23 protein-coding genes and 1 riboswitch are annotated in these 19,042 nt (G+C 45.5%); of the genes, 11 read left to right on the top strand and 12 right to left on the bottom strand.

Annotated elements, in window-relative coordinates:
* Window positions 1–255 precede the first annotated feature (255 nt).
* Together GFS24_RS21245 and GFS24_RS21240 are read left to right on the top strand one after the other, a co-directional pair.
* The gene (locus GFS24_RS21245; protein ID WP_153663011.1) at window positions 256–684 is read left to right on the top strand and encodes a DUF6088 family protein; all 429 of its coding nucleotides are present in this window, start codon (window positions 256–258) and stop codon (window positions 682–684) included.
* Window positions 653–1,588, top strand: a complete 936-nt coding sequence (locus tag GFS24_RS21240) for a nucleotidyl transferase AbiEii/AbiGii toxin family protein (RefSeq protein ID WP_153663010.1) — start codon at window positions 653–655, stop codon at window positions 1,586–1,588. Before GFS24_RS21245 ends, GFS24_RS21240 begins: the two co-directional genes overlap by 32 nt.
* Before the next feature lie 54 nt (window positions 1,589–1,642).
* Here the strand turns inward: GFS24_RS21240 and GFS24_RS21235 are convergent, their stop codons facing one another.
* Complete coding sequence (locus GFS24_RS21235; protein WP_153663008.1) at window positions 1,643–2,194, bottom strand: fasciclin domain-containing protein; 552 nt, start codon at window positions 2,192–2,194, stop codon at window positions 1,643–1,645.
* Between the two features lie 188 nt (window positions 2,195–2,382).
* On the opposite strand from GFS24_RS21235, the gene GFS24_RS21230 reads away from it, so the two are divergent.
* On the top strand, window positions 2,383–3,237 hold the full coding sequence (locus GFS24_RS21230; RefSeq protein ID WP_153663006.1) for an SDR family oxidoreductase: 855 nt from the start codon (window positions 2,383–2,385) through the stop codon (window positions 3,235–3,237).
* Window positions 3,238–3,303: 66 nt separating this feature from the next.
* Here the strand turns inward: GFS24_RS21230 and GFS24_RS21225 are convergent, their stop codons facing one another.
* The gene (locus GFS24_RS21225) at window positions 3,304–3,636 is read right to left on the bottom strand and encodes a YegP family protein (RefSeq protein ID WP_153663004.1); all 333 of its coding nucleotides are present in this window, start codon (window positions 3,634–3,636) and stop codon (window positions 3,304–3,306) included.
* Between the two features lie 72 nt (window positions 3,637–3,708).
* Here GFS24_RS21225 and GFS24_RS21220 point away from each other — a divergent pair, with 72 nt between their 5' ends.
* Complete coding sequence (locus GFS24_RS21220) at window positions 3,709–4,410, top strand: hypothetical protein (protein WP_153663002.1); 702 nt, start codon at window positions 3,709–3,711, stop codon at window positions 4,408–4,410.
* Window positions 4,411–4,416: 6 nt separating this feature from the next.
* Here GFS24_RS21220 and GFS24_RS21215 read toward each other — a convergent pair whose 3' ends face one another.
* On the bottom strand, window positions 4,417–4,947 hold the full coding sequence (locus tag GFS24_RS21215; RefSeq protein ID WP_153663000.1) for a GNAT family N-acetyltransferase: 531 nt from the start codon (window positions 4,945–4,947) through the stop codon (window positions 4,417–4,419).
* 60 nt (window positions 4,948–5,007) lie between these two features.
* Between GFS24_RS21215 and GFS24_RS21210 the strand changes: the two genes are divergently transcribed.
* Complete coding sequence (locus tag GFS24_RS21210) at window positions 5,008–5,922, top strand: ankyrin repeat domain-containing protein (RefSeq protein ID WP_153662998.1); 915 nt, start codon at window positions 5,008–5,010, stop codon at window positions 5,920–5,922.
* A gap of 3 nt (window positions 5,923–5,925) precedes the next feature.
* On the opposite strand, the gene GFS24_RS29350 is transcribed toward GFS24_RS21210, so the two are convergent.
* The 7 genes from GFS24_RS29350 to GFS24_RS21185 all read right to left on the bottom strand — a co-directional run bounded on the left by GFS24_RS29350 (window position 5,926) and on the right by GFS24_RS21185 (window position 9,419).
* A complete protein-coding gene (locus GFS24_RS29350; protein WP_256379095.1) occupies window positions 5,926–6,060 on the bottom strand; it encodes a hypothetical protein in 135 nt (44 codons plus the stop codon).
* On the bottom strand, window positions 6,035–6,160 hold the full coding sequence (locus tag GFS24_RS29345) for a hypothetical protein (protein ID WP_256379094.1): 126 nt from the start codon (window positions 6,158–6,160) through the stop codon (window positions 6,035–6,037). Before GFS24_RS29345 ends, GFS24_RS29350 begins: the two co-directional genes overlap by 26 nt.
* Window positions 6,161–6,229: 69 nt before the next feature.
* Window positions 6,230–6,664, bottom strand: a complete 435-nt coding sequence (locus GFS24_RS21205; protein ID WP_153662996.1) for an FKBP-type peptidyl-prolyl cis-trans isomerase — start codon at window positions 6,662–6,664, stop codon at window positions 6,230–6,232.
* Window positions 6,665–6,691: 27 nt separating this feature from the next.
* Window positions 6,692–7,432, bottom strand: a complete 741-nt coding sequence (locus GFS24_RS21200; protein WP_153662994.1) for a tetratricopeptide repeat protein — start codon at window positions 7,430–7,432, stop codon at window positions 6,692–6,694.
* A 52-nt stretch (window positions 7,433–7,484) separates the two neighbouring features.
* A complete protein-coding gene (locus GFS24_RS21195) occupies window positions 7,485–8,036 on the bottom strand; it encodes a sugar O-acetyltransferase (RefSeq protein WP_216647480.1) in 552 nt (183 codons plus the stop codon).
* Complete coding sequence (locus tag GFS24_RS21190; RefSeq protein ID WP_153662990.1) at window positions 8,036–8,587, bottom strand: MolR family transcriptional regulator; 552 nt, start codon at window positions 8,585–8,587, stop codon at window positions 8,036–8,038. The genes GFS24_RS21195 and GFS24_RS21190 overlap by 1 nt, the downstream gene beginning before the upstream one ends.
* A gap of 55 nt (window positions 8,588–8,642) precedes the next feature.
* Complete coding sequence (locus tag GFS24_RS21185; protein WP_153662988.1) at window positions 8,643–9,419, bottom strand: DUF4350 domain-containing protein; 777 nt, start codon at window positions 9,417–9,419, stop codon at window positions 8,643–8,645.
* 113 nt (window positions 9,420–9,532) lie between these two features.
* Here GFS24_RS21185 and GFS24_RS21180 point away from each other — a divergent pair, with 113 nt between their 5' ends.
* A complete protein-coding gene (locus tag GFS24_RS21180) occupies window positions 9,533–10,240 on the top strand; it encodes an MIP family channel protein (RefSeq protein ID WP_153662986.1) in 708 nt (235 codons plus the stop codon).
* A gap of 197 nt (window positions 10,241–10,437) precedes the next feature.
* Here GFS24_RS21180 and metE read toward each other — a convergent pair whose 3' ends face one another.
* The gene (gene metE, locus GFS24_RS21175; RefSeq protein WP_153662983.1) at window positions 10,438–12,744 is read right to left on the bottom strand and encodes a 5-methyltetrahydropteroyltriglutamate--homocysteine S-methyltransferase; all 2,307 of its coding nucleotides are present in this window, start codon (window positions 12,742–12,744) and stop codon (window positions 10,438–10,440) included.
* Between the two features lie 147 nt (window positions 12,745–12,891).
* Window positions 12,892–13,090, bottom strand: a riboswitch (cobalamin riboswitch).
* A gap of 405 nt (window positions 13,091–13,495) precedes the next feature.
* Between metE and GFS24_RS21170 the strand changes: the two genes are divergently transcribed.
* From GFS24_RS21170 to GFS24_RS21150, 5 genes are all read left to right on the top strand, one after another.
* A complete protein-coding gene (locus tag GFS24_RS21170) occupies window positions 13,496–13,879 on the top strand; it encodes a response regulator (RefSeq protein WP_153662981.1) in 384 nt (127 codons plus the stop codon).
* Window positions 13,880–14,007: 128 nt separating this feature from the next.
* On the top strand, window positions 14,008–14,223 hold the full coding sequence (locus tag GFS24_RS21165; RefSeq protein WP_153662979.1) for a hypothetical protein: 216 nt from the start codon (window positions 14,008–14,010) through the stop codon (window positions 14,221–14,223).
* Window positions 14,224–14,269: 46 nt separating this feature from the next.
* The gene (locus tag GFS24_RS21160) at window positions 14,270–15,529 is read left to right on the top strand and encodes a Y-family DNA polymerase (RefSeq protein ID WP_153662977.1); all 1,260 of its coding nucleotides are present in this window, start codon (window positions 14,270–14,272) and stop codon (window positions 15,527–15,529) included.
* Window positions 15,530–15,532: 3 nt separating this feature from the next.
* On the top strand, window positions 15,533–16,009 hold the full coding sequence (locus tag GFS24_RS21155; RefSeq protein ID WP_153662975.1) for a hypothetical protein: 477 nt from the start codon (window positions 15,533–15,535) through the stop codon (window positions 16,007–16,009).
* Between the two features lie 4 nt (window positions 16,010–16,013).
* Window positions 16,014–16,763 carry an SOS response-associated peptidase gene (locus tag GFS24_RS21150; protein WP_153662973.1) on the top strand — a complete coding sequence of 250 codons (750 nt, stop codon included), beginning with the start codon at window positions 16,014–16,016 and terminating at the stop codon, window positions 16,761–16,763.
* A 42-nt stretch (window positions 16,764–16,805) separates the two neighbouring features.
* Here the strand turns inward: GFS24_RS21150 and GFS24_RS21145 are convergent, their stop codons facing one another.
* The gene (locus GFS24_RS21145) at window positions 16,806–18,863 is read right to left on the bottom strand and encodes an ATP-binding protein (protein WP_153662971.1); all 2,058 of its coding nucleotides are present in this window, start codon (window positions 18,861–18,863) and stop codon (window positions 16,806–16,808) included.
* Window positions 18,864–19,042 lie beyond the last annotated feature (179 nt).

The raw sequence follows: 19,042 nt of genomic DNA, 5'->3' as shown, positions 1-19,042 counted from the left end.
TTCGATGATCTCCATACTCAGGTATATCGCTCCTATAGCACTGCTATATCATTCTTATAGCATAGGTATATCGAAACGATATAGGAATGTTATAAGAGTGTTATAGGAATGGGCTTTCAGTGATATAGGGATATAGGAGGATAGTACTAATAAAGAAGGGTAATTGTACGATTCCAACACCTTGGCCGTCCAGAAAATTGTCGTATTTTTGCAATAAGAGAAAGTCACTATTTGCTTTCAATTAGTTGATAATTAATGAAATATAGTAGCACCATAGAAGGGAGGATTGCTGCCAGGGTAGCACGCAAAAAATCGCCGGTTTTACTGCGCGAGGACTTTAATGACCTCGGAGGGTATGACCAGGTAGGCCGTGCGTTAAAGAATCTGGTCAGTAAAGGGAAATTGGTGAGGTTTGGCTATGGACTGTATGCAAAAACCAGAATTTCTTCACTAAATGGCAAAATCCTGCCCGCTGAGCCCTTGCCCAATTTGGCCAAACGAGCCTTAAAACGTCTTGGGGTACAAACTTTCCAAACCAGGGCTGAAAAAGATTATGCAGCTGGTCGTACGACGCAAGTACCCACAGGTAGAATGATTGGTGTAAGCAATCGTGTAACGCGTAAGATTGGCTATAAAGATTCCACTATTTTTTATGAACGAGGTGCCCGCAAAACAGATTATTGAAGATGTAGCAGCTGAACTTGAAATTGCTCCCGCTTTTGTTGAAAAGGATTGGTATGTTACCCAGGTGATAAAGTTGATGGCAGATTTTTCCTTCGATGGCATTATCATGGTTTTTAGCGGCGGAACATCCCTTTCCAAAGCACATAATATTTTACATCGATTTTCAGAAGATATTGATTTCCGGATAACCGGCCCAGAGTTGGATGGTTTGAACCCAAGCCAGCGGCGGGCTAAATTATCTGCACTAAAAAGGGCATTACTTACCTATCTGCAAAACGAATTTCCGCAGTTGCAGGACAGTGATCTTACAGCGCGGGATAACAATCGTTTTTTTGCTATTAATCTCACTTATCCTACACAATTTGATCCAGCGGCAGCCCTCCGGCCTCATGTCCTGCTCGAATTCTCGGTGGCCACTCTTATGCTGCCCAGTATCGCGCTTCCGGTATCTTCATTTGTAGCTATTGCAGCCGGTACTTCTCCAGAAGTAGCTGCCATTGAATGCATAGATCCGGTCGAAAACGCAACAGATAAAATGAGTGCTTTTGTTTGGCGGACTGTTGAGCGTAAGCGAGGCACAGATGAGGATGATCCCGCCATCGTCAGGCATATGCATGATTTGAGTCTGCTACAGGCTAAAGTGATAACACATCCGCAATTCAAAAATATGGTATTAGCGACTCTCGAACAGGATGACCGTCGTTCAGAAATACTAACGGGATTGACGCCCGGTGAAAAATTTGCACGCGCTATTACCCTTATCAAAGAAGATGAGGAATACAAAAACGAATATAACCGTTTCGTGGAAGGAATGTCCTACGCGGCCACTTCGAAAATGCCTGGTTTTGATCAGGCAATTGCCAATCTGGATACCTTAATCAACCATGTACTGGCTGAAAATTAAAGGACCGGCCCCTCAGCCAGTCCTTTTTTCATTCCTCCTATCCAATAAAAAAACTTATGGCATCAGCACATGATCTATTACATGGATCACACCATTGCTTTGATTCACATCTTTGATGGTCACCATCGCTATACCGCCCTTTTCATCTTTCACAATTATATTTTTCCCTTTCATCATCACCCAGAGTTTTTCTCCTTTTACGGTTGTTAACTCCGCTGTGCCATTTCCTTTTTTGATCCACTCTGCGAGTTCTTTGGAACCCAGCTTGCCGGCTACTACGTGATAGGTAAGTATGCCTGTTAAGGTAGCTTTGTTCTCTGGTTTCACTAAGGTTTCTACCGTTCCTTTCGGCAGCATGTCAAATGCTTTATTAGTGGGTGCAAACACGGTGAAAGGGCCTGCGCCTTGTAATGTTTCCACCAGGCCTGCGGCTTTTACAGCGGCCACCAGTGTGGTATGATCTTTAGAGTTTACAGCATTCTCCACTATATTCTTTGAAGGATACATGGCAGCACCACCCACCATCACAGTTTTTTCTTGTGCAAATGATATGTTCACTGAAAATATACATGCCAGGATCAACCCAACAGATCTTACGTTGTTCATGTTAAATGATTTTTTCTGTTTTTAAAATAAAGCTTTGCAAGGGCTGTTACATGTACCAACACATCTAATTACGTTTAATAATGCTCTCTGGATTTATTTGTTCTTGACATTTATCAAGAAGGATTGTATCAAATGTCAATGGTGCCCCCTCCCCTCCGGTGTAATTTTGTATCTCAATTTTAACAAACATGTCAAAGACAATTTTAATCACAGGAACAAGTACAGGTTTTGGTAAACTCATGGCCATTACCTTATCCAAAGCAGGTCATACTGTAATAGCCGGCATGCGTGGCATCAACGGAAAAAATGCAGCGGTTGCCAAAGAACTCGCTGCCCTCCCCAATGTAACAGTAGCAGAACTGGATGTTACCAGCGATGATTCTGTCAACAGCGCAGTAGCACAAATAATAAGTAAACACGGTAAAATAGATGTGCTGGTGAATAATGCAGGTGTAGCTGGTTTCGGATTACTGGAAGCTTATACGCTGGACCAGATCAGGAATCTGTTCGAAGTAAATTTCTATGGTGTGATCCGTACTTACCAGGCTGTATTACCTTCTATGCGTAAAAACAAAAGCGGCCTGATCATTAACCTTACTTCCGGCGCCAGCGGTCATACATTGCCTTTCATGGTACCTTACCTGGCTTCCAAGTTTGGGGTGGAAAGTATTACAGAAGGTTTGCAGGATGAATTAGGTCAGTACGGTATTGAGAACGTGAGCATACAACCTGGTGTGTATCCTACAGAAATGAACACGGGTGCAAAGACAGGATTCAATGCAGATAAAGCGGACATCGTTGCAGAATATGGTGATGCCACTACACAGCAGTTCAATGCTTTGGGCGGCGCTTTATTTGGTAAGATGGCTGAATTCAAGATGGATCCTCAAACTATTGCGGATGGTGTGTTACAGCTGATCAATATGGATAAGGGAACACGGCCTTTACGTTATCCTCTGGATGCTATTGCGCAGGGAACAGATGTGGAATTCATCAAAGCAAGAGCAGAGATCAAAGCGAAGTGGGTAGGGAAGTACAGCTAAGCAAAATGCCCTTATAAAAAAATGCCCGCAGGTAAACATCTGCGGGCATTTTAAATTTCGCTGAGGTTAAGCCGTCTGATCATCTGTGTCAGCATCCGGCGCATTCTTTTTTACAGATGCAATGCCCGCATCCCTGTTAGATGTACTGTCGTACGTTTCACTGGTTCCGATGGGCTGCCTGTTAGCTGCAAGCAATACAAAATAGGGCTTTCCATCCGCAGCATTTTTCTTCTCATACCTTTCATCCAGCTGGGAATTATCACGGACAGATTCAACACCGCCAAGACAATTGGCTTTTGCCGTGTAGGTTTCACTGTTCAAAATGGTTTCGCCATTAGTGGCTTTCAATGTAAAACGAAATTGTCCATCTGAACTTTGGGAGATAACAAATGTGGCCATAAGATATTGTTTTTGTTATAAGGAAGTTACGGAAATTTACACTAGATTTAATCCTATTATATAAATCCCTATATGTCTAAGTTTCTCACTTTCCGCAAGTTCGATACACCTGAAGAAGCCATCGCTATCAGTGAATTGTTAAAAGAGAAAAATATTCCTGTTGAGCTGGAGAATACGCCAGTGTTACTGGATCAGCAATTGATAGGCCAGCAATTCGAAAATACTTTTCTGCTGAAGATACCAGCGGATTATTTCAGAAAAGCAGATGGGGTTCTTCGTGCAGCTATTACGGTCGATGAACAAGATGTGGAAGAAGATTATTACCTGTTATCTTTTTCAGATAAAGAATTACAGGAAGTGATAGAAAAGAAAGACGAATGGGGAAGTTATGATTACACGCTTGCATTGCAACTATTGGAAAAAAGAGGCATCTCTTATACGCCAGTACAACTGGCGGCTATCAATGATAAAAGACTACAGCAACTGGCTACACCTGAAAGAGGAAATGTTACATGGATCGTCATTGGTTATATGTCTGTTGCTATTGGCGGCCTGCTGGGCTTCTTTATTGGAGCATATATCATTATAGCAAAAAAGACCTTGCCCGATGGCACCAGGATGTTTGCTTATTCTGAGGAAACCCGTAAGCAAGGGAAATACATCCTTATTCTTGGTGCTGTTGTTTTCCCGCTGTGGGTACTGTATGTGCTGAATGGAGGTAGTATTCCGGGAGTTACTTCACTCCTTGATCTTCTTTCTAATTTGCGGTACTAAAAAAAATTATTCCAGCTTCTTCACCATATGAATGTCTTTTGGTTCTTTTCTAAAAAGCACTTCATCTACAGTATCCGTTACCGCAGCACCATTACCCATATAAAATGAAACAGCGGAGGTTGTTTCTGTAGAAGATATATAGAGTGCTTTAGCGCCTCTTTTCTTTGCTTCTTCACTGATCATCTGCAGGATCGTTTTTCCGATACCCCGTTTTCTGTAATTCCGGGAAACATACAGCAGATCTACCTGCAGCTGATCCTGTGCTGCTCCGATAAAAGCATGTCCCAATACCCCAAAACCTACTAACCTTTCTTCTTTAAATGCACCGATACCCATACCACCTTCCTTCAGTTCAAATGCAAAACGTTCCTGCATTTCTCTTAATGCCACAGTATCCCAGCCGGAACTTTCACAATGCATTTCAATAGTGGAGAGTTTGCCTTCATTTAGGGTATAGATCTTGTCGATTGATTCTGAGCGGTCAATTTCAGCCAGCTTGCCAGCCATTTCAGGGGTTAGGGTGCGATAGGTAATCATATTACTAAGGTACTTGCATCTGCTGAAAAGAATCGTTAATTTAATAGTAAATCTTCCCCCATGCAAAATGATCCGATCATCCGTCAGGCAGTAGCTGCCATAGATGCTGGCGATATCATTATCCTGGAAGCCCTTTTAGCAGAAAATCCCTGGCTGGTAACGGAACGCCTGCTGAATGGGGAAGAAGGGTACTTTAAAGATCCTTACCTGCTCTGGTACATTGCAGGCAATCCTGTACGCCAGCCCAAACTGGCAGATAACATTGTAGCAGTAGCTTCCCTGATCATTAAAGCCATGAAAACGCCGGAACAGGTGGGTTATACCCTGGCGCTTGTATGCTCAGGCAGGATACCCCGGGAAAGTGGCAAACAGCTGGCATTGATAGACCTGCTGGTATCCGCAGGCGCAAATCCTGGAGAAAGTTATGCACCTGCCGCCATACACAAGGAAGTAGAAGCCCTGGAACACCTGATCAAAAAAAGCGGGAAAATGACCCTGCTGGCAGCTATTGGCACAGGGCGTCTGGAAGAAGTAAAACAGCTAATAACGGCTGCCGGCAAAGAGGAATTACAGCAAGGTCTTGCGCTGGCGGCAGTTTACGGTAATGCGGAAATACTCACGGAACTCATCAAAGCAGGGGCTGATGTAAATGCTTTCTGTCCGCCGGGATTTCATGATCATTCCATGCCATTACACCAGGCAGTTGCATCCCGTGACCTGGCATCCGTGATCGTATTGGTGGAAGCGGGAGCAGACCTTCACAAGAAAGACAGCGAATATTCAGGCACCCCTATAGGCTGGGCTATTCATATGGAACAATTCCCGGAACATGCAGCGGAGTTCGCAGCGATCAGTTCCTGGCTCAGGGATTACATGAGCAGGGATATTGCGCAGGACCTTTTCAAAGCAGGATTAATTTCAGCCGGACAAGTGGAACAGGCTGTTCCTATTATCAGTAAAAAACTGGGTAAGTGAATTTTATTTCAGCGCTTCGCCCAACTCTTCACTCATTTTCTTGATCTTACTATAAGAGGCTTCGCTGTTCTTTGTTTTATCCAGTTTGATCTTCAACTCACCGGGGAAGAATTTAGGCTGTGATCTTATACGTTTCATTGCTGTCCGAAACAGAGAAACTGGATCTGTCTTTTGCTGAAACGAGGTAGATGCAAAGGACGAATACAAAGGCGGCCAGGAAGCCAAAAGCTTTTTTCATTGGAGGGGGTGTTTCTCCTAATTTACGATATTTTTAAAAAGGCCCCGGTGTCCCGGAGCCTTTTCTTATCTAGCTGATGCTTAAAAGTTCTACTTCAAATATCAGGGTACTATTTGGCCCGATGTAAGAACCGGTTTGCCTTTCTCCATAACCTAAGTGCGGCGGGATGAAAAAGCGCCATTTGCTGCCCTGGGGCATTAACTGCACCCCTTCTGTCCAACCCTTGATCACCATGTTCAGGGGGAAAGTGGCTGGCTGGCCACGTTGTACGGAACTGTCAAAGATGGTCCCGTCTATCAGGGTACCATGATAATGGCAGGTCACCTTGTTCATGGCAGTGGGTTTGGGCCCTGATCCTTCTGTGATCACTTCATACTGCAAGCCGCTGGGCAAGGCTACTACACCCGCTTTGCTCTTATTCGCTTCCAGGAAATCTTCACCGGCTTTCAAATTTGCAGCAGCTTTTTCATTCTTCATATTAAACAGTTTATCAGCAATTCCCATATGATTTAATTTCTGCAAAAATAGCCATTATAAGGAAGATAATTCTCTTTTGGACTTTCTTGCCCATTGTGCGTGGAGCCTTCTTACATATCTGGGATGCAATTCTATTTCATCTACAGCCGCCTGGAATTGTTCCCCGGCCTCCTGTTTGCGCTGTTGTTGTTTCAACAGCAGCCCCAGGCGGTAACGGGCTTCCAGGGAATGATGCAAACGGATGATGCGCTTATATTCTTCTTCCGCCTTTCCCAGTTCCCCGCTTTGCTCCAATGCCTGCGCATACAGTAGTTCATCGATGGAATTATTCACCCTGTTCTTAATAGACAGCACCTTCTGGAAATTGGCGGCGCTTTCTGCAAACAGGCCACTGTGGAACTGGATCTTTGCCAGCGTCAGGAGGATGCCCTGATCATTAGGGCGCTGATCAATACAGGATTGTGTTAAGGCGATGGCTTTATCATATTGCTTGCTCAGCATATATTCTTCCGCCAGGTTCATCTTATTGGTAATGGTATCTGAAATACGCACCCTGCGTTCCAGGTCTCTCACCCTGGCTCCCGGAAAGAATATCCTTTGCAGGTTATTCCAGAAATCCCCCTGGTTGATTTCCGGTAATATCTCCCGGATAATATAAATACCACAACCGATCAGCGGTATGAACAGGATGATGTAGATGTAATCTCTCCGCCCTGTTTTCATCGCGTGAAAGATGCAGATACCCTGTAAGATCAGGATGAGGTAATAGGAATTATTCCACCAGAGAAAAGGCATAGTTGTAGTATGTATCTATCGCAAGATAATTATATTTAACAAACGGTCATAGTTACCTTATTTCGCGAATGATCTTTGCCGGATTTCCGCCCACAAGGGTATTCGGCGGAACATCTTTGGTTACTACGGAGCCTGCAGCCACAACGGAATTTTCGCCTACTGTTACCCCGCCGATGATCGTTGCACCGGCTGCGATCCAAACGTTCCGCTCAATCACGATGGGGTTTCCGATAGTGGCGTTGCGGCGCTCTGAAGGATCAATGGGATGACCTGTTGTGATGATGCTCACATTCGGTCCGATCATTACATCGTCCCCAATGTCCAGACCACCAAGGTCATATAAAGTGCAGTTCTGATTGATGAAAACATTCTGCCCTACGCGGATCTCGTTGCCGCCGGCAGTATAAAATGGAGGGATCAGTATAAAACTTTCGTCTACTTCTTTGCCGATGAGTTCGCTGAACAAGGTGCGGATCTCTTCTACATCGTTGAAGGTTAACCGGTTCATTGTAGCCGTGATGGCCATTGCCCGTTTGGTGTTTGCCAGCATGGCTGCTGATTCCGGTGTTCTTCGGTGTATTATCTTCGTGTTATCATCCTTCATCATTTCAGCAATTGCAGATCCTCATGCATTTTCTCCAGCCTGGCAAGATACGTTAGGAACAATGGGTCTACACCACCTTGTTCCAGGCTCAGCTCATCATTATCTATCTGGTATTGGGTGATCACTTTTTGTCTTTCCAGTGCAATTTGTGCCAGTTCGCGCAAAGATGCATCCAGTCTTCCTTCTATCTTATATTGCCCAAAGGCAGTAGCGATGATCACATTATCGATGGTGTTGAACAGGAATACCTCGTTGCCATGGATCTTGATGATCTGGTTCCTGTCCGTGAGCCGCAGGTGTTGTGTGTCCATTCCCAAAGCCCCTTCTATCAGGTCTTTGAGGAATTTCTCCGGGTCTTGCAAATTACCGTGTTCTTCATACCAGTCCTGTAAGTTGAATAAAGTATCTGCGCCGTCGTCATTGCCGAAGGGAGAAAATTCATCCATACAATCATAGTAAAAATCCTCTTTGATAATTCTAACGAAAGCAGGATGAGAAGTTTCCCTGGCGGGACCAGCTCCTTCGGGATCATCAAAATAAAAATCAGGCATGGGTGGCTTTTTAATTGAACGCTTAAAGGTAAATATTGCCGCCTGCTTTCCAAAATTAGTGTTTGCTTTGCTGCGCTAACCATTTTACCAGGTCCTTCACTGCACCAGGATTCTCATAGTCCGGCGTAATGCGGCCATCACCATTTACATATTCATTATACAACCAGGGATCGCCTACTGCAAACACGGTTCCTTTTCCCACTTTCGAAACCGCCATGATCACATCTCCTTCCTTGGTCACAGATGCTTTTGCGGGGGCTTTCACTTCCAGTATACTTACCTCTTTGAGATAGGCTTTTTTGATAGAAGGGAAGATAGGGTGATTAGCAGGGATCGGCACAGCGCCTGTAGGAAGGTCTTTCCCTTTCACCATATTACGGCTCCGGTCTGTAAACGTGATACCAAATTTCTGGGCCAGTTTGCTGAACTGGTGCAGCTCTGCATTGGCACTGTCATTTCCCATCAATACCAATACGCCGCCGTTTTCTACCCATTTGTAAATAGCGTCTATATGTTTTTGTTCGATCAGCTGTGCGTTGGGATTTTCTTTGGCGTTATCCGCGTCCACGATAATATAAATATTCGCTTTTTTGAGATTGGCAGCGGTAGGGGCTTCATATAAAGTAGCGGTGTCCGCACCATTTTTCAGGAATTCCTGGCCCAGGATCGAAAATCCGCTCAGTGCCGTTTCTCCCCATTTGTAGTGCCAGGAAAATGTTTTGCCGGAGGCGTCTGTCTTCTGTTCGTTATTAAAATAACTGTCCAGCAGTACGGTTTGTGCGGAAACGTGGAACGTGGCCATGATCAAAATGGCGGATAGCAGTTTTTTCATCTTGTAGCTAATTTACTATGCTTTGACGTCATTTGCAACCGTTTGCATTTGGGTAGGTGAACAATACAGCCGTTTAAATTGTAGATTGAAGAACTAAAACAAACCCTTTTATTATGGAAATCAAATCATCCACAAAGTATTTTGCCGAAATGGTAGGTACGTTTTCCCTTGTATTATTTGGCTGCGGCGCCGCTGTGGTGTCCGGGATTTCTACTACCGGCCCTGCGGGGATCGGCTTACTGGGTATTGCGATCGCTTTTGGTGTGGCTGTTGTGGTGATGGCTTATGCCATAGGCGGCATCTCCGGTTGCCATATCAATCCGGCTATTACGGTGGCTATGTTAACGGCGGGTAAGATCAAAGCGGCTGATGCTTTGGGTTACATCATTGCACAATTCATTGGCGCTACTATTGCGGCGGGTGTTTTGTATGCTATTCAGAAAGGATTACCGGGATGGATGCCGGGGGAATGGGCTTTAGGTTCCAATGGCTGGGGACCTGGCTACCTGGCAGAATATAATATTGTTTCCGCTTTCATTGCTGAGGCGGTGCTTACTTTCCTTTTCCTCTTTGTGATCTTTGGCACTACCTCTAAATGGGGGAATGGCACCATGGCCGGCCTGGCTATTGGTTTGACGCTGGTGCTGATCCACCTGGTGGCGATCCCTATTACAGGTACTTCCGTGAATCCTGCCCGGAGTTTTGGACCGGCTGTTTTTGCTGGTGGTAAAGCGCTGGAGCAACTTTGGTTGTTCATTGTGGCTCCTTTGGTGGGGGCTATTGCAGCTGCGATTGTTTGGCGGGTGTTGGAGAAGAAATAGGATGATTTTTTTCTTAGGAAGGAATAAGGCTTCCCATTGGGAAAGAAAAAACCTCTTTTCTTGAAAAATAAATAAATAAAAAACCTCCCCTACGGGGAGGTTTTTTATTTTACGGGAAGGGGTGATTTGAGACACCTTCCATGGAGGGTAAATTGAGCCTTCCTGAAGAAGGTTTATATGTGTTTGAGACACCTTCCTTATAAAGGCACTTTCTCCTCAAAAATAACCCTCGCCTCCTTAGCCGCTTGTACCATATTCTCCAACGCAGCCTTCGTTTCCGGCCACTTGCGCGTTTTCAACCCACAATCCGGATTCACCCAAAGGTTCCGAACCGGTAAGAGAACCGCCGCCTTTTGCAACAGGCTCACCATTTCTTCAACTCCTGGCACACGGGGAGAGTGAATATCATAAACACCCGGCCCTATCTCATTCGGATAATGGAAACCAGCAAAAGCTTCCAGCAACTCCATTTGTGAACGGGATGTTTCTATCGTGATCACATCTGCATCCATCGCTGCAATATGTTCAATGATATCATTGAACTCACTGTAACACATATGCGTATGGATCTGCGTGTCATCATTCACTCCACAAGCCGCTACCCTAAAGGCTTTCACCGCCCAATGCAGGTATTGCCCGCGGTCTTCTTTCCGTAAAGGCAAACCTTCGCGGATAGCCGGCTCATCAATTTGTATGATACCAATACCCGCTTTCTCCAATGCCTGCACTTCTTCCCGGATCGCTAATGCAATCTGATTCGTAGTAGCAGAACGCGGCTGATCATCCCGCACAAAAGACCATTGCAGAATGGTAACTGGCCCTGTGAGCATTGCTTTCATGGGAAGTTTCGTTTGTGCCTGCGCGTATTTCGTCCACTTCACGGTCATATCCACAGGGCGGCTCACATCACCATAGATCACCGGCGGTTTTACACAACGGCTGCCATAACTCTGTACCCATCCATTGCGGGTGAAGGTGAATCCATCCAGCATTTCGCCAAAATACTCCACCATGTCATTCCGCTCAAACTCGCCATGTACCAGTACATCCAGCCCTACATCTTCCTGCCAGCGTATAGCCGAAAGCGTTGCCTCTTCAATGGCAGTATCATATTGCGCTTGTGTGATAGCCCCTTTGCGTAACTGCGCTCTCAACTGACGGATATCATCTGTTTGCGGGAAAGAGCCGATCGTAGTAGTAGGGAATAAAGGAAGATGAAATCTTTCTTCCTGTACCTTTTGCCTTTGCGGGAAATCGCTCTTCCTGCTGGCATCTGCATTGGTGATAGCAGCTGTACGCTGTTTCACTTCCTGCTTATGGATACGCGGAGAATTACTGCGGGATAGAATGGCTGCCTGGTTTGCTTTCAACAGGGCATCATTCCCTTTGAAGATCGCATTCAGTTCATTCACCTCTTCTAACTTCTGGCGCGCAAAAGCCATCCAGCTCTTCATTTCCGGATCAAGGTCTGTTTCAAAATCGAGGTCTGCCGGGGTATGTAATAAAGAACAACCGGGTGCAATCATCACCCTGTCTTCTCCTAAAACGGCTACTGCCTTTTGAATGAACGTAAGTGATTCCACATAATCATTCTTCCAGATATTACGGCCATCTACCACACCCAGTGAGAGGGAAGTTTTTGGCGGTAAAGCCGCCAGCAAAGCATCCAGCTGATGAGGCGCACGCGTAAGATCTATATGTAAACAACAAACCGGCAGGTTAGCCGCCAGGGTGGTGTTTTCCTTCAATCCTTCAAAGTAAGTAGCTACCATGATCTTGAGCCCTTTGCATTGTTTCGCGATCTCCTGGTAAGCATGTTTAAAGGCTTTTGTTTCCTCTTCCGTGAGGTCCATGGCCATGAAAGGTTCATCCAGCTGAACCCATTCCGCGCCCTGTGCCCGTAGTTTTTCCAGCACAGCAATGTACACGGGCAGCAATCGGTTCAACAGGCTGATCCTGTGAAAGCCGCTCCCCTTCTCTTTTCCCAGCAGGAGGTAAGAAACAGGGCCGATCAAAACCGGCTTAGGTGTTTTGCCGGTATAGTGGCGGGCACCATCAAAAGCACTGAACACTTTGTTGGAGAAAAGGCGGAACTCCTGTTTGGCAGTGAATTCCGGCACAATGTAATGGTAGTTGGTATCAAACCATTTGGTCATTTCCATGGCGGTGATATCCAATCCATCCTGCTGGTAACCGCGTGCCATGGCAAAGTACAGGTCTATTTCTGCATTGTCTGCCACTTCTGTTACCACAGGTGCATAGCGGTCTGGTATGGCCCCGAGGAGTAAGGTCATATCCAATACCTGGTCATAAAAACTGAAATCATTACAGGGGATGAGGTCCATCCCGGCCTGCTGCTGGATAGCCCAGTGTTCTTCCTGCAGGCGTTTAGCGGTTACAAATAGCTCTGTGCGGCTAATACGGCCTTGCCAGTACTGTTCACAGGCTTTCTTCAACTGACGTTGGGCGCCCATTCTTGGGTAGCCTAGATTGTGTTTGAGCATACGCATAAAACTTTTAAAACATTAATGTGAATTAATGTCCCTTACGGTTTCTGGTATGCTTTCAGGACTTGTGTAGAGGTGAGAAATGAAAAGACACGTCAGGGCATGCCCTTCCGTTCCCGACTACTGCTTCAAATTCGCGAAAGCATTTGTCTTACACAGTGTGGCAAGTATCCTGGCTTGTAACATTACTACCGTTCTTCTCACTCGTCTATTCAGGTTAGAGCAATGAACATGATTGGCAGTAACTTATACAGTTACTTACAGTTGCGCGACAGCCCGTGATTTACACACGGTTCCAAATTAAAGGCGACTTTCATCGCCTACCGCACTGTGGAAAGAAAGAATAAGTAAAGAACTCAGGGGCAAATATAGGAAGGTGCAGAATATTTTCCTACTCTTTGTTAAGTGGCCGTTAAATAAGAGGTATTTGAACAGAAAGCTGTTAACGACTATTAACATGTGAGAGTGTAATAATTTTTGGCACAATATTGGCAAATATGATGGAAGCTAAATGCATTTTGCAAAATAGTTTTAACCATACCGATACTGGAAACCTAAGGCCCTTGCCACTATAGAGCAACTGTATACCGTCTGGACCGATAAGCATATTCCAACGGAACCGTATACACGCTACAACGAGAGAAAACAAAACAAAAACTTTCATGGAAGCATCATGGATTGCGCCGCTGGCTACAGCAGCAGGGCATCGTATGTTCATGTGTGCCTCGTTAACCATTGTATTTAGTTTATGAAAAAGATTCTGGTGATAGAAGATGACCTGCTGATGATCCGTGTGCTGGAGCTGATATTGAAGAGAGAAGGATTCGACACAGAGCTGGCCTTTAATGGCAAAGAAGCCATTCTTAACCTTGTACTGAACGATTATGATCTTGTACTGATAGATCTTAAACTACCGTTCGATGACCTGAGGGAAATGGCGGACCAGATCCGCAGAAGTCAGGCTGCAAGGCCTTTTCCGATCATGGTCATTATCCTTGGCGCGTTCATGGAAACCGCTATCAACGACTGGTTTGGTATTGAAGCGGATGAATTCATCTATAAACCCTTTGTGCCGCAAGCACTGGCATCAAAGGTGAATGGCCTCCTGAAAGTGAGGCGACTACAAGACTAGCCGGCCTTTTAATCCTAACCGTTTGTAACTCGACTAGTTCCGTTCGGCCACCCGGGTAGCAATTTCGGTTGTTATCCGGGCCTTAGCGGAGGCTTTATTTGGTATCTTTAGGCATAAACCGACGACGCATGGAGCCTTTCTCCGTTACCATCAAAGAACTGTCTTACCTCATTACCCCTTATGCCAAAGGGTACGCCATTTCCTTCCACATCAGCACGGAAAACAGCAATATTATCTTTGAACTGGATGAAGAAGATAACCTGCGGGCTTTAACCAGCGGGGATCCTGTAGATGCGGCCCTCGTTTCCGCACTCGCGGAAGAGATTACAAAACATTTTGCATAGTGCCAGAATTATTCCCTAATTTTGCTAAATAACTTAGCAAAAGACAATGATCGCCATCGTAGATTGCAACAACTTCTATGCGAGCTGTGAGCGGCTCTTTAACCCCCAAATCAAAACGAGGCCGGTGGTGGTATTGAGCAATAATGATGGTTGCGTAGTGGCCAGATCTGAAGAAGCCAAAGCCCTTGGCATTAAAATGGGAGAAGCCGCTTTTCAGATAGAAGACATGCTGGTGAAAAATAATGTAGCTGTTTATTCTTCTAATTATACCCTTTACGGCAGTGTTTCCAATCGCGTAATGACAGTGCTGGCGCGTTATTCCCCCAACATGGAAATATACAGTATTGATGAGGCCTTCCTGGATTTTTCAGGCATGAAGGACCTCTACAATATTGCAGTCAATATCAAAGCAACGGTCACACAAGATGTAGGTATTCCGGTTTCTGTTGGGGTAGCCCCCAGCAAAACACTCGCAAAACTCGCCAACCGGTTCACCAAAAAACATTCCCGCGATCTTGGTGTGCATGTACTGGATTCCCCGGAGAAGATAACCGCCGCCCTGGCCGCTACGCCCGTAGAAGATATCTGGGGAGTGGGCGCACAATATGCTGCATTACTGCATAAACATAATATGCATACTGCACTGGACTTTTCCCGTGCCTCAGATGATTGGGTGCGCAAAGAAATGTCTGTTGTAGGATTACGGATGCTGCATGAATTACGTGGCATCCCTTCCATTGAAATGCAGGAAGAACCACCACCGAAAAAAGGCGTTTGCGTATCCCGCTCATTTGGTAAATTACTCACGGAAAAAAATGATATCAGGGAAGCGCTGGCCAGTTATATGGCTATCTGCGGAGAGAAAATGCGGCGCCAGAAAAGTTGTGCGAAGCTGATCACCATCTTCCTGCACACCAATAATTTCCGCACACAGGATAAACAGTATTACCGTTCCATCAATATACAATTGCCTACTGCTTCCAACAGCACAAAAGAACTGATCCATTACGCCATGATGGGACTGGACAAGATCTTTAAACCTGGTTTCAATTTCAAGAAAGTAGGTGTGCTGGCGCAGGACCTTGTGCCGGAAGACCAGGTGCAACAGAACCTTTTTTCTGAAGCAGACCTTGCCAGGGATGCCCGTTTAATGAAAGTGCTGGATGGCATCAACCAGCATTTTCACAATAAACAAATGGTACGGTTTGCGATACAGGGAAATGGCAGGAAGTGGAAACTGCGGCAGGAGAAATTATCTGCCTGTTTCACGACCCGCCCGGGAGAAATGTTAGACATCAAAATTTAAAGCATGCATAATCCATTCGCACTATTAGACAGAGTTGTGCTCGACGGATTGATCTCCGCCGGACATGTCTATTTTGTGCGGCAATCTTATGCACGCGGAAAAGATCCCCGGATGAAAGAAGTGTTCCTGTTCTCTCCTTACTATTCTAAGTCCTTAGCCCTCGCGCATTATGAGGCCATACCGGAAGATTCGCGCAGGTATCTATACACTTTAGCGGAACAGGAAAAACTCTACCGCGCAGCAGAGCAGCCATCCGGTTACCTGGTATATGTATCACTGCTGAAAGAAAGAACATGGAAACCTTCTTATGATATCAGCGCAAAGATCAAACGATACATTACTTCGGAAGCCGGCTGGAAACCGGAACGGAAAGATGAAGTGCAGGCTGAACTCTTCGTTCAGTTTGGAGAACTTTTTATTACCTTGAAATTGAATCAGGAAGAAATTAAAGTACCCTTATCTGACATAGAAAAATTATAGCCCGATGTGTTACGATCTCTCTTTTTCTGCCAGCATTGCATCTGTATATGATTACCTCCCGGAACTAAAAGACCTGAACCAGCTGGATATGCACTTTGAGCCCACTTATCATAAAGTGGCACAGGGGTATCCAAAGTGGCCGGTGGTGGTGTTCGACAAAGGCCAGCTGAAACTGCTGAAATTTGAATGGGGTGTTATTCCCGGTTATATGAAAACACCGGAAGAAATAAAGAAAGGCCGCAAGTGGATGGTGAATGCACGTTCTGAAAAAGTGCTGGATACGAAAGCCTACTGGAGCCGCATCCGCAAGAACCGTTGCCTCATACCGGCCACCGGATTCTTTGAACATCGTGAAATACCGGGATGGAAAAACAAAGTACCTTATTACATCCGCGTAAAGAACAGGAACATGTTCTTCATTGCAGGGCTGTATGCTTATTCCCATATCCCGCATCCTGAAACAGGAGAACTGCCAGGTACCTTCACGGTACTCACACGAGATGCGAACGACATCATGAAACGCATTCACAACGGCGGAGATAATGCAGGACGGATGCCGCTCATTCTTCCCATAGAACTGGAAAAGGAATGGCTCAATCCTAATCTCACAGACATAGAGATACAAAACATCCTGCAATACGCATTGCCTTCAGACGATCTGGAATACTGGCCGGTGAATTCTGTAAGAAAAGCAAAACCGGATGATGAAGGAGTGATTGTGCGGGTGGAGTATGAAGGGTTGCCGGCGTTGTGAGATCATGCAGGCACGGTGCAATTTATGCTGGCGCCATAATAGCTAACTCACCTTGGCCACCATCATTTCACTGGCTGCTGCAAAGCAAGGTGCATCCAGATATTTATCTACCACTTCATATAAGCGATCGAACTCCACGGGTTTGATGAGATATTCATTCACCCCTGCTTTCAATGCTACTTCCTGCTGCTCACGGAAAGCATCTGCAGAAATAGCAATGATAGGAATATGACGCAGCGCCGGATCTTCGCGGATCAGCTTCAATGCTTCGCGGCCGGTGAGTTTAGGCATGTGCATATCCATAATGATCAGGTCCGGCATATGGGCACGGGTCATGGCCACACCATCCTGTCCGTTATCCGCGATCATGATCTGGATACCAAGATTGGAGAAGAAGCGTTCCATGATCATCTGGTTGGTCTGGTTATCTTCCATCAGTAAGATCCGTTTGCTGGAAGACAATGCAGAGAATTGTTTTTTACCGGGAACAATTTCCTGCAACTGATGATTCTTCTCTATTTTCAATGGCAGCGTTACGGTAAACGCTGTGCCTTCGCCCGGTTGGCTCCATACTTCAATTTCCCCGCCCATCAGTTCTGCAATGCGTTTGGAAATAGCCAGGCCAAGACCTGTTCCTCCAAACTTGTGATAAATAGTTTTGTCTGCCTGCTCAAAAGGCTGGAAGATCAAACCTTGTTTTTCCTTGGCAATACCTACTCCTTCATCCGCCACCCTGATACACCATTGCTGGGAGCTCTTTTTGAAACAGTAGAGGGTTACTTTTTTATTGGCCGGTGTGAACTTGATCGCATTCGCGAGCAGGTTATTCAAGATCTGCGTCAGATGCACACGGTCTCCCAGGATATGGGAAGGCAATCCATTATCGATCTGTAATTGCAGCCCTACATCTTTCAGTTTTGCCGCGTTCTGGTAAATGGTCACCACACTGCGTACCCACTCTCTCAGGGCAAAGGACTCCTGGCGGATATCATCTGTTTTACCCGCTTCTATCTTAGCCAGTTCCAGTACATTATTAATGATCTCCAGCAGGCTGTGGCTGCTGGTATAGATGTTCTCAATATAACTTACAATGCTCTGCGGTACCTTGTTCTTATTGCCTTTGTCGTTCAGCAACAGGTAACTGATACCAATGATAGCGTTGAGCGGGTTACGGATCTCATGACTGATCTCCCGCAGGAAAGCGGACTTGGCAGCATTGGCATTTTCCGCATCATCCCTGGCAACAATAAGATTAGCCCTGAGCGCTTCGAGTTCTGACACATATTCTTCCAGCTGCTGATCTTTCTTTTTCATCTGCGCCATGGTGTTCCGCAGGTCCAGCAACATATCTCCCTGTACCTTATAATTAATATTCAGTTGCGCCGTACGGATCTCTACTTCTCTTTCCAGTTTCTCATTATAGTTTTCCAGTTCTTTATTGGCCAGTTTCAGTTGTGCTTCTTTACCGGCTATCTCTTCATTCGTTTTCCGCAATGACCTGTTCCGTATACCCAGTGTTTTCACGAGGCTGGCAATATTGATCTGGTAGAAGCTGATCACCATACCATTTAATACAACTACTACGGTCATGATCAGCCAGCGAAAGGCAAAGGTCATACCGCGGGTGAGCTCCATGGGTTCAAATACCTCGTAGTAATAATTGGCTTCCAGTAAAATAAGGCCGGTAACAGGCATGGCCATACAGGCACATTTCAATGCACGTTCCTTCTGGGAGCAGATCAAAAGTGGAACGCCTATGAGGAAAAGGCCCAGGAAATGTACTTGTGTGCTTTCGCCGAAAGTTGTGCCATAATACAGCATCACCATGCAATACACGAGCAACAGCCCGAACTTGGCCATGGAATAATGATGTTTTTTATTGAGCAGCAGGATGCCGAGGAAGCCGGCAACGAATGCCATGGCGGTATACAGGATGGTCCATTGACCAGAGATAAGAGAAAGTGATACACCACAAAAAGTGCATAACAGGGCGGTTAGGAAGCTGAAAGAGTTTACGATCATCACCTTGCGGGCATCATCGTCTTTCACGGCAGAGGTAAGGCCTGTTTTTTTAATGATATTGAATTGATGGTAGATCATTTTTCAAACAAATACCTGTATCAAATGTAAGGCATTTTCACATGCCATCAACTAAACAAATGAAACCGGTTTATTTAGTAATATTTTGGTTATCAACAAATTAATGCTCTTTCTTCTGCATGAATCGGGTGGCGGGGCAACGATTGATTAACAAATCCACACGCTTTAAAAAATATGGC

It is taken from the genome of Chitinophaga sp. SYP-B3965, assembly GCF_009647655.1.
Taxonomy (GTDB): Bacteria; Bacteroidota; Bacteroidia; order Chitinophagales; family Chitinophagaceae; genus Chitinophaga.
Note: the sequence above shows the minus strand (reverse complement) of the source record. Positions and strands in the feature narration are given on the sequence as shown.

What these genes read in the sequence shown, in the direction of transcription:
- GFS24_RS21245 (WP_153663011.1), top strand. Translation starts at nt 256, where the DNA reads ATGAAATATAGTAGCACCATAGAAGGGAGGATTGCTGCCAGGGTAGCA.
- GFS24_RS21240 (WP_153663010.1), top strand. Translation starts at nt 653, where the DNA reads ATGAACGAGGTGCCCGCAAAACAGATTATTGAAGATGTAGCAGCTGAA.
- GFS24_RS21235 (WP_153663008.1), bottom strand. Translation starts at nt 2,194, where the DNA reads ATGAACAACGTAAGATCTGTTGGGTTGATCCTGGCATGTATATTTTCA.
- GFS24_RS21230 (WP_153663006.1), top strand. Translation starts at nt 2,383, where the DNA reads ATGTCAAAGACAATTTTAATCACAGGAACAAGTACAGGTTTTGGTAAA.
- GFS24_RS21225 (WP_153663004.1), bottom strand. Translation starts at nt 3,636, where the DNA reads ATGGCCACATTTGTTATCTCCCAAAGTTCAGATGGACAATTTCGTTTT.
- GFS24_RS21220 (WP_153663002.1), top strand. Translation starts at nt 3,709, where the DNA reads ATGTCTAAGTTTCTCACTTTCCGCAAGTTCGATACACCTGAAGAAGCC.
- GFS24_RS21215 (WP_153663000.1), bottom strand. Translation starts at nt 4,947, where the DNA reads ATGATTACCTATCGCACCCTAACCCCTGAAATGGCTGGCAAGCTGGCT.
- GFS24_RS21210 (WP_153662998.1), top strand. Translation starts at nt 5,008, where the DNA reads ATGCAAAATGATCCGATCATCCGTCAGGCAGTAGCTGCCATAGATGCT.
- GFS24_RS29350 (WP_256379095.1), bottom strand. Translation starts at nt 6,060, where the DNA reads ATGAAACGTATAAGATCACAGCCTAAATTCTTCCCCGGTGAGTTGAAG.
- GFS24_RS29345 (WP_256379094.1), bottom strand. Translation starts at nt 6,160, where the DNA reads ATGAAAAAAGCTTTTGGCTTCCTGGCCGCCTTTGTATTCGTCCTTTGC.
- GFS24_RS21205 (WP_153662996.1), bottom strand. Translation starts at nt 6,664, where the DNA reads ATGGGAATTGCTGATAAACTGTTTAATATGAAGAATGAAAAAGCTGCT.
- GFS24_RS21200 (WP_153662994.1), bottom strand. Translation starts at nt 7,432, where the DNA reads ATGCCTTTTCTCTGGTGGAATAATTCCTATTACCTCATCCTGATCTTA.
- GFS24_RS21195 (WP_216647480.1), bottom strand. Translation starts at nt 8,036, where the DNA reads ATGAAGGATGATAACACGAAGATAATACACCGAAGAACACCGGAATCA.
- GFS24_RS21190 (WP_153662990.1), bottom strand. Translation starts at nt 8,587, where the DNA reads ATGCCTGATTTTTATTTTGATGATCCCGAAGGAGCTGGTCCCGCCAGG.
- GFS24_RS21185 (WP_153662988.1), bottom strand. Translation starts at nt 9,419, where the DNA reads ATGAAAAAACTGCTATCCGCCATTTTGATCATGGCCACGTTCCACGTT.
- GFS24_RS21180 (WP_153662986.1), top strand. Translation starts at nt 9,533, where the DNA reads ATGGAAATCAAATCATCCACAAAGTATTTTGCCGAAATGGTAGGTACG.
- metE (WP_153662983.1), bottom strand. Translation starts at nt 12,744, where the DNA reads ATGCTCAAACACAATCTAGGCTACCCAAGAATGGGCGCCCAACGTCAG.
- GFS24_RS21170 (WP_153662981.1), top strand. Translation starts at nt 13,496, where the DNA reads ATGAAAAAGATTCTGGTGATAGAAGATGACCTGCTGATGATCCGTGTG.
- GFS24_RS21165 (WP_153662979.1), top strand. Translation starts at nt 14,008, where the DNA reads ATGGAGCCTTTCTCCGTTACCATCAAAGAACTGTCTTACCTCATTACC.
- GFS24_RS21160 (WP_153662977.1), top strand. Translation starts at nt 14,270, where the DNA reads ATGATCGCCATCGTAGATTGCAACAACTTCTATGCGAGCTGTGAGCGG.
- GFS24_RS21155 (WP_153662975.1), top strand. Translation starts at nt 15,533, where the DNA reads ATGCATAATCCATTCGCACTATTAGACAGAGTTGTGCTCGACGGATTG.
- GFS24_RS21150 (WP_153662973.1), top strand. Translation starts at nt 16,014, where the DNA reads ATGTGTTACGATCTCTCTTTTTCTGCCAGCATTGCATCTGTATATGAT.
- GFS24_RS21145 (WP_153662971.1), bottom strand. Translation starts at nt 18,863, where the DNA reads ATGATCTACCATCAATTCAATATCATTAAAAAAACAGGCCTTACCTCT.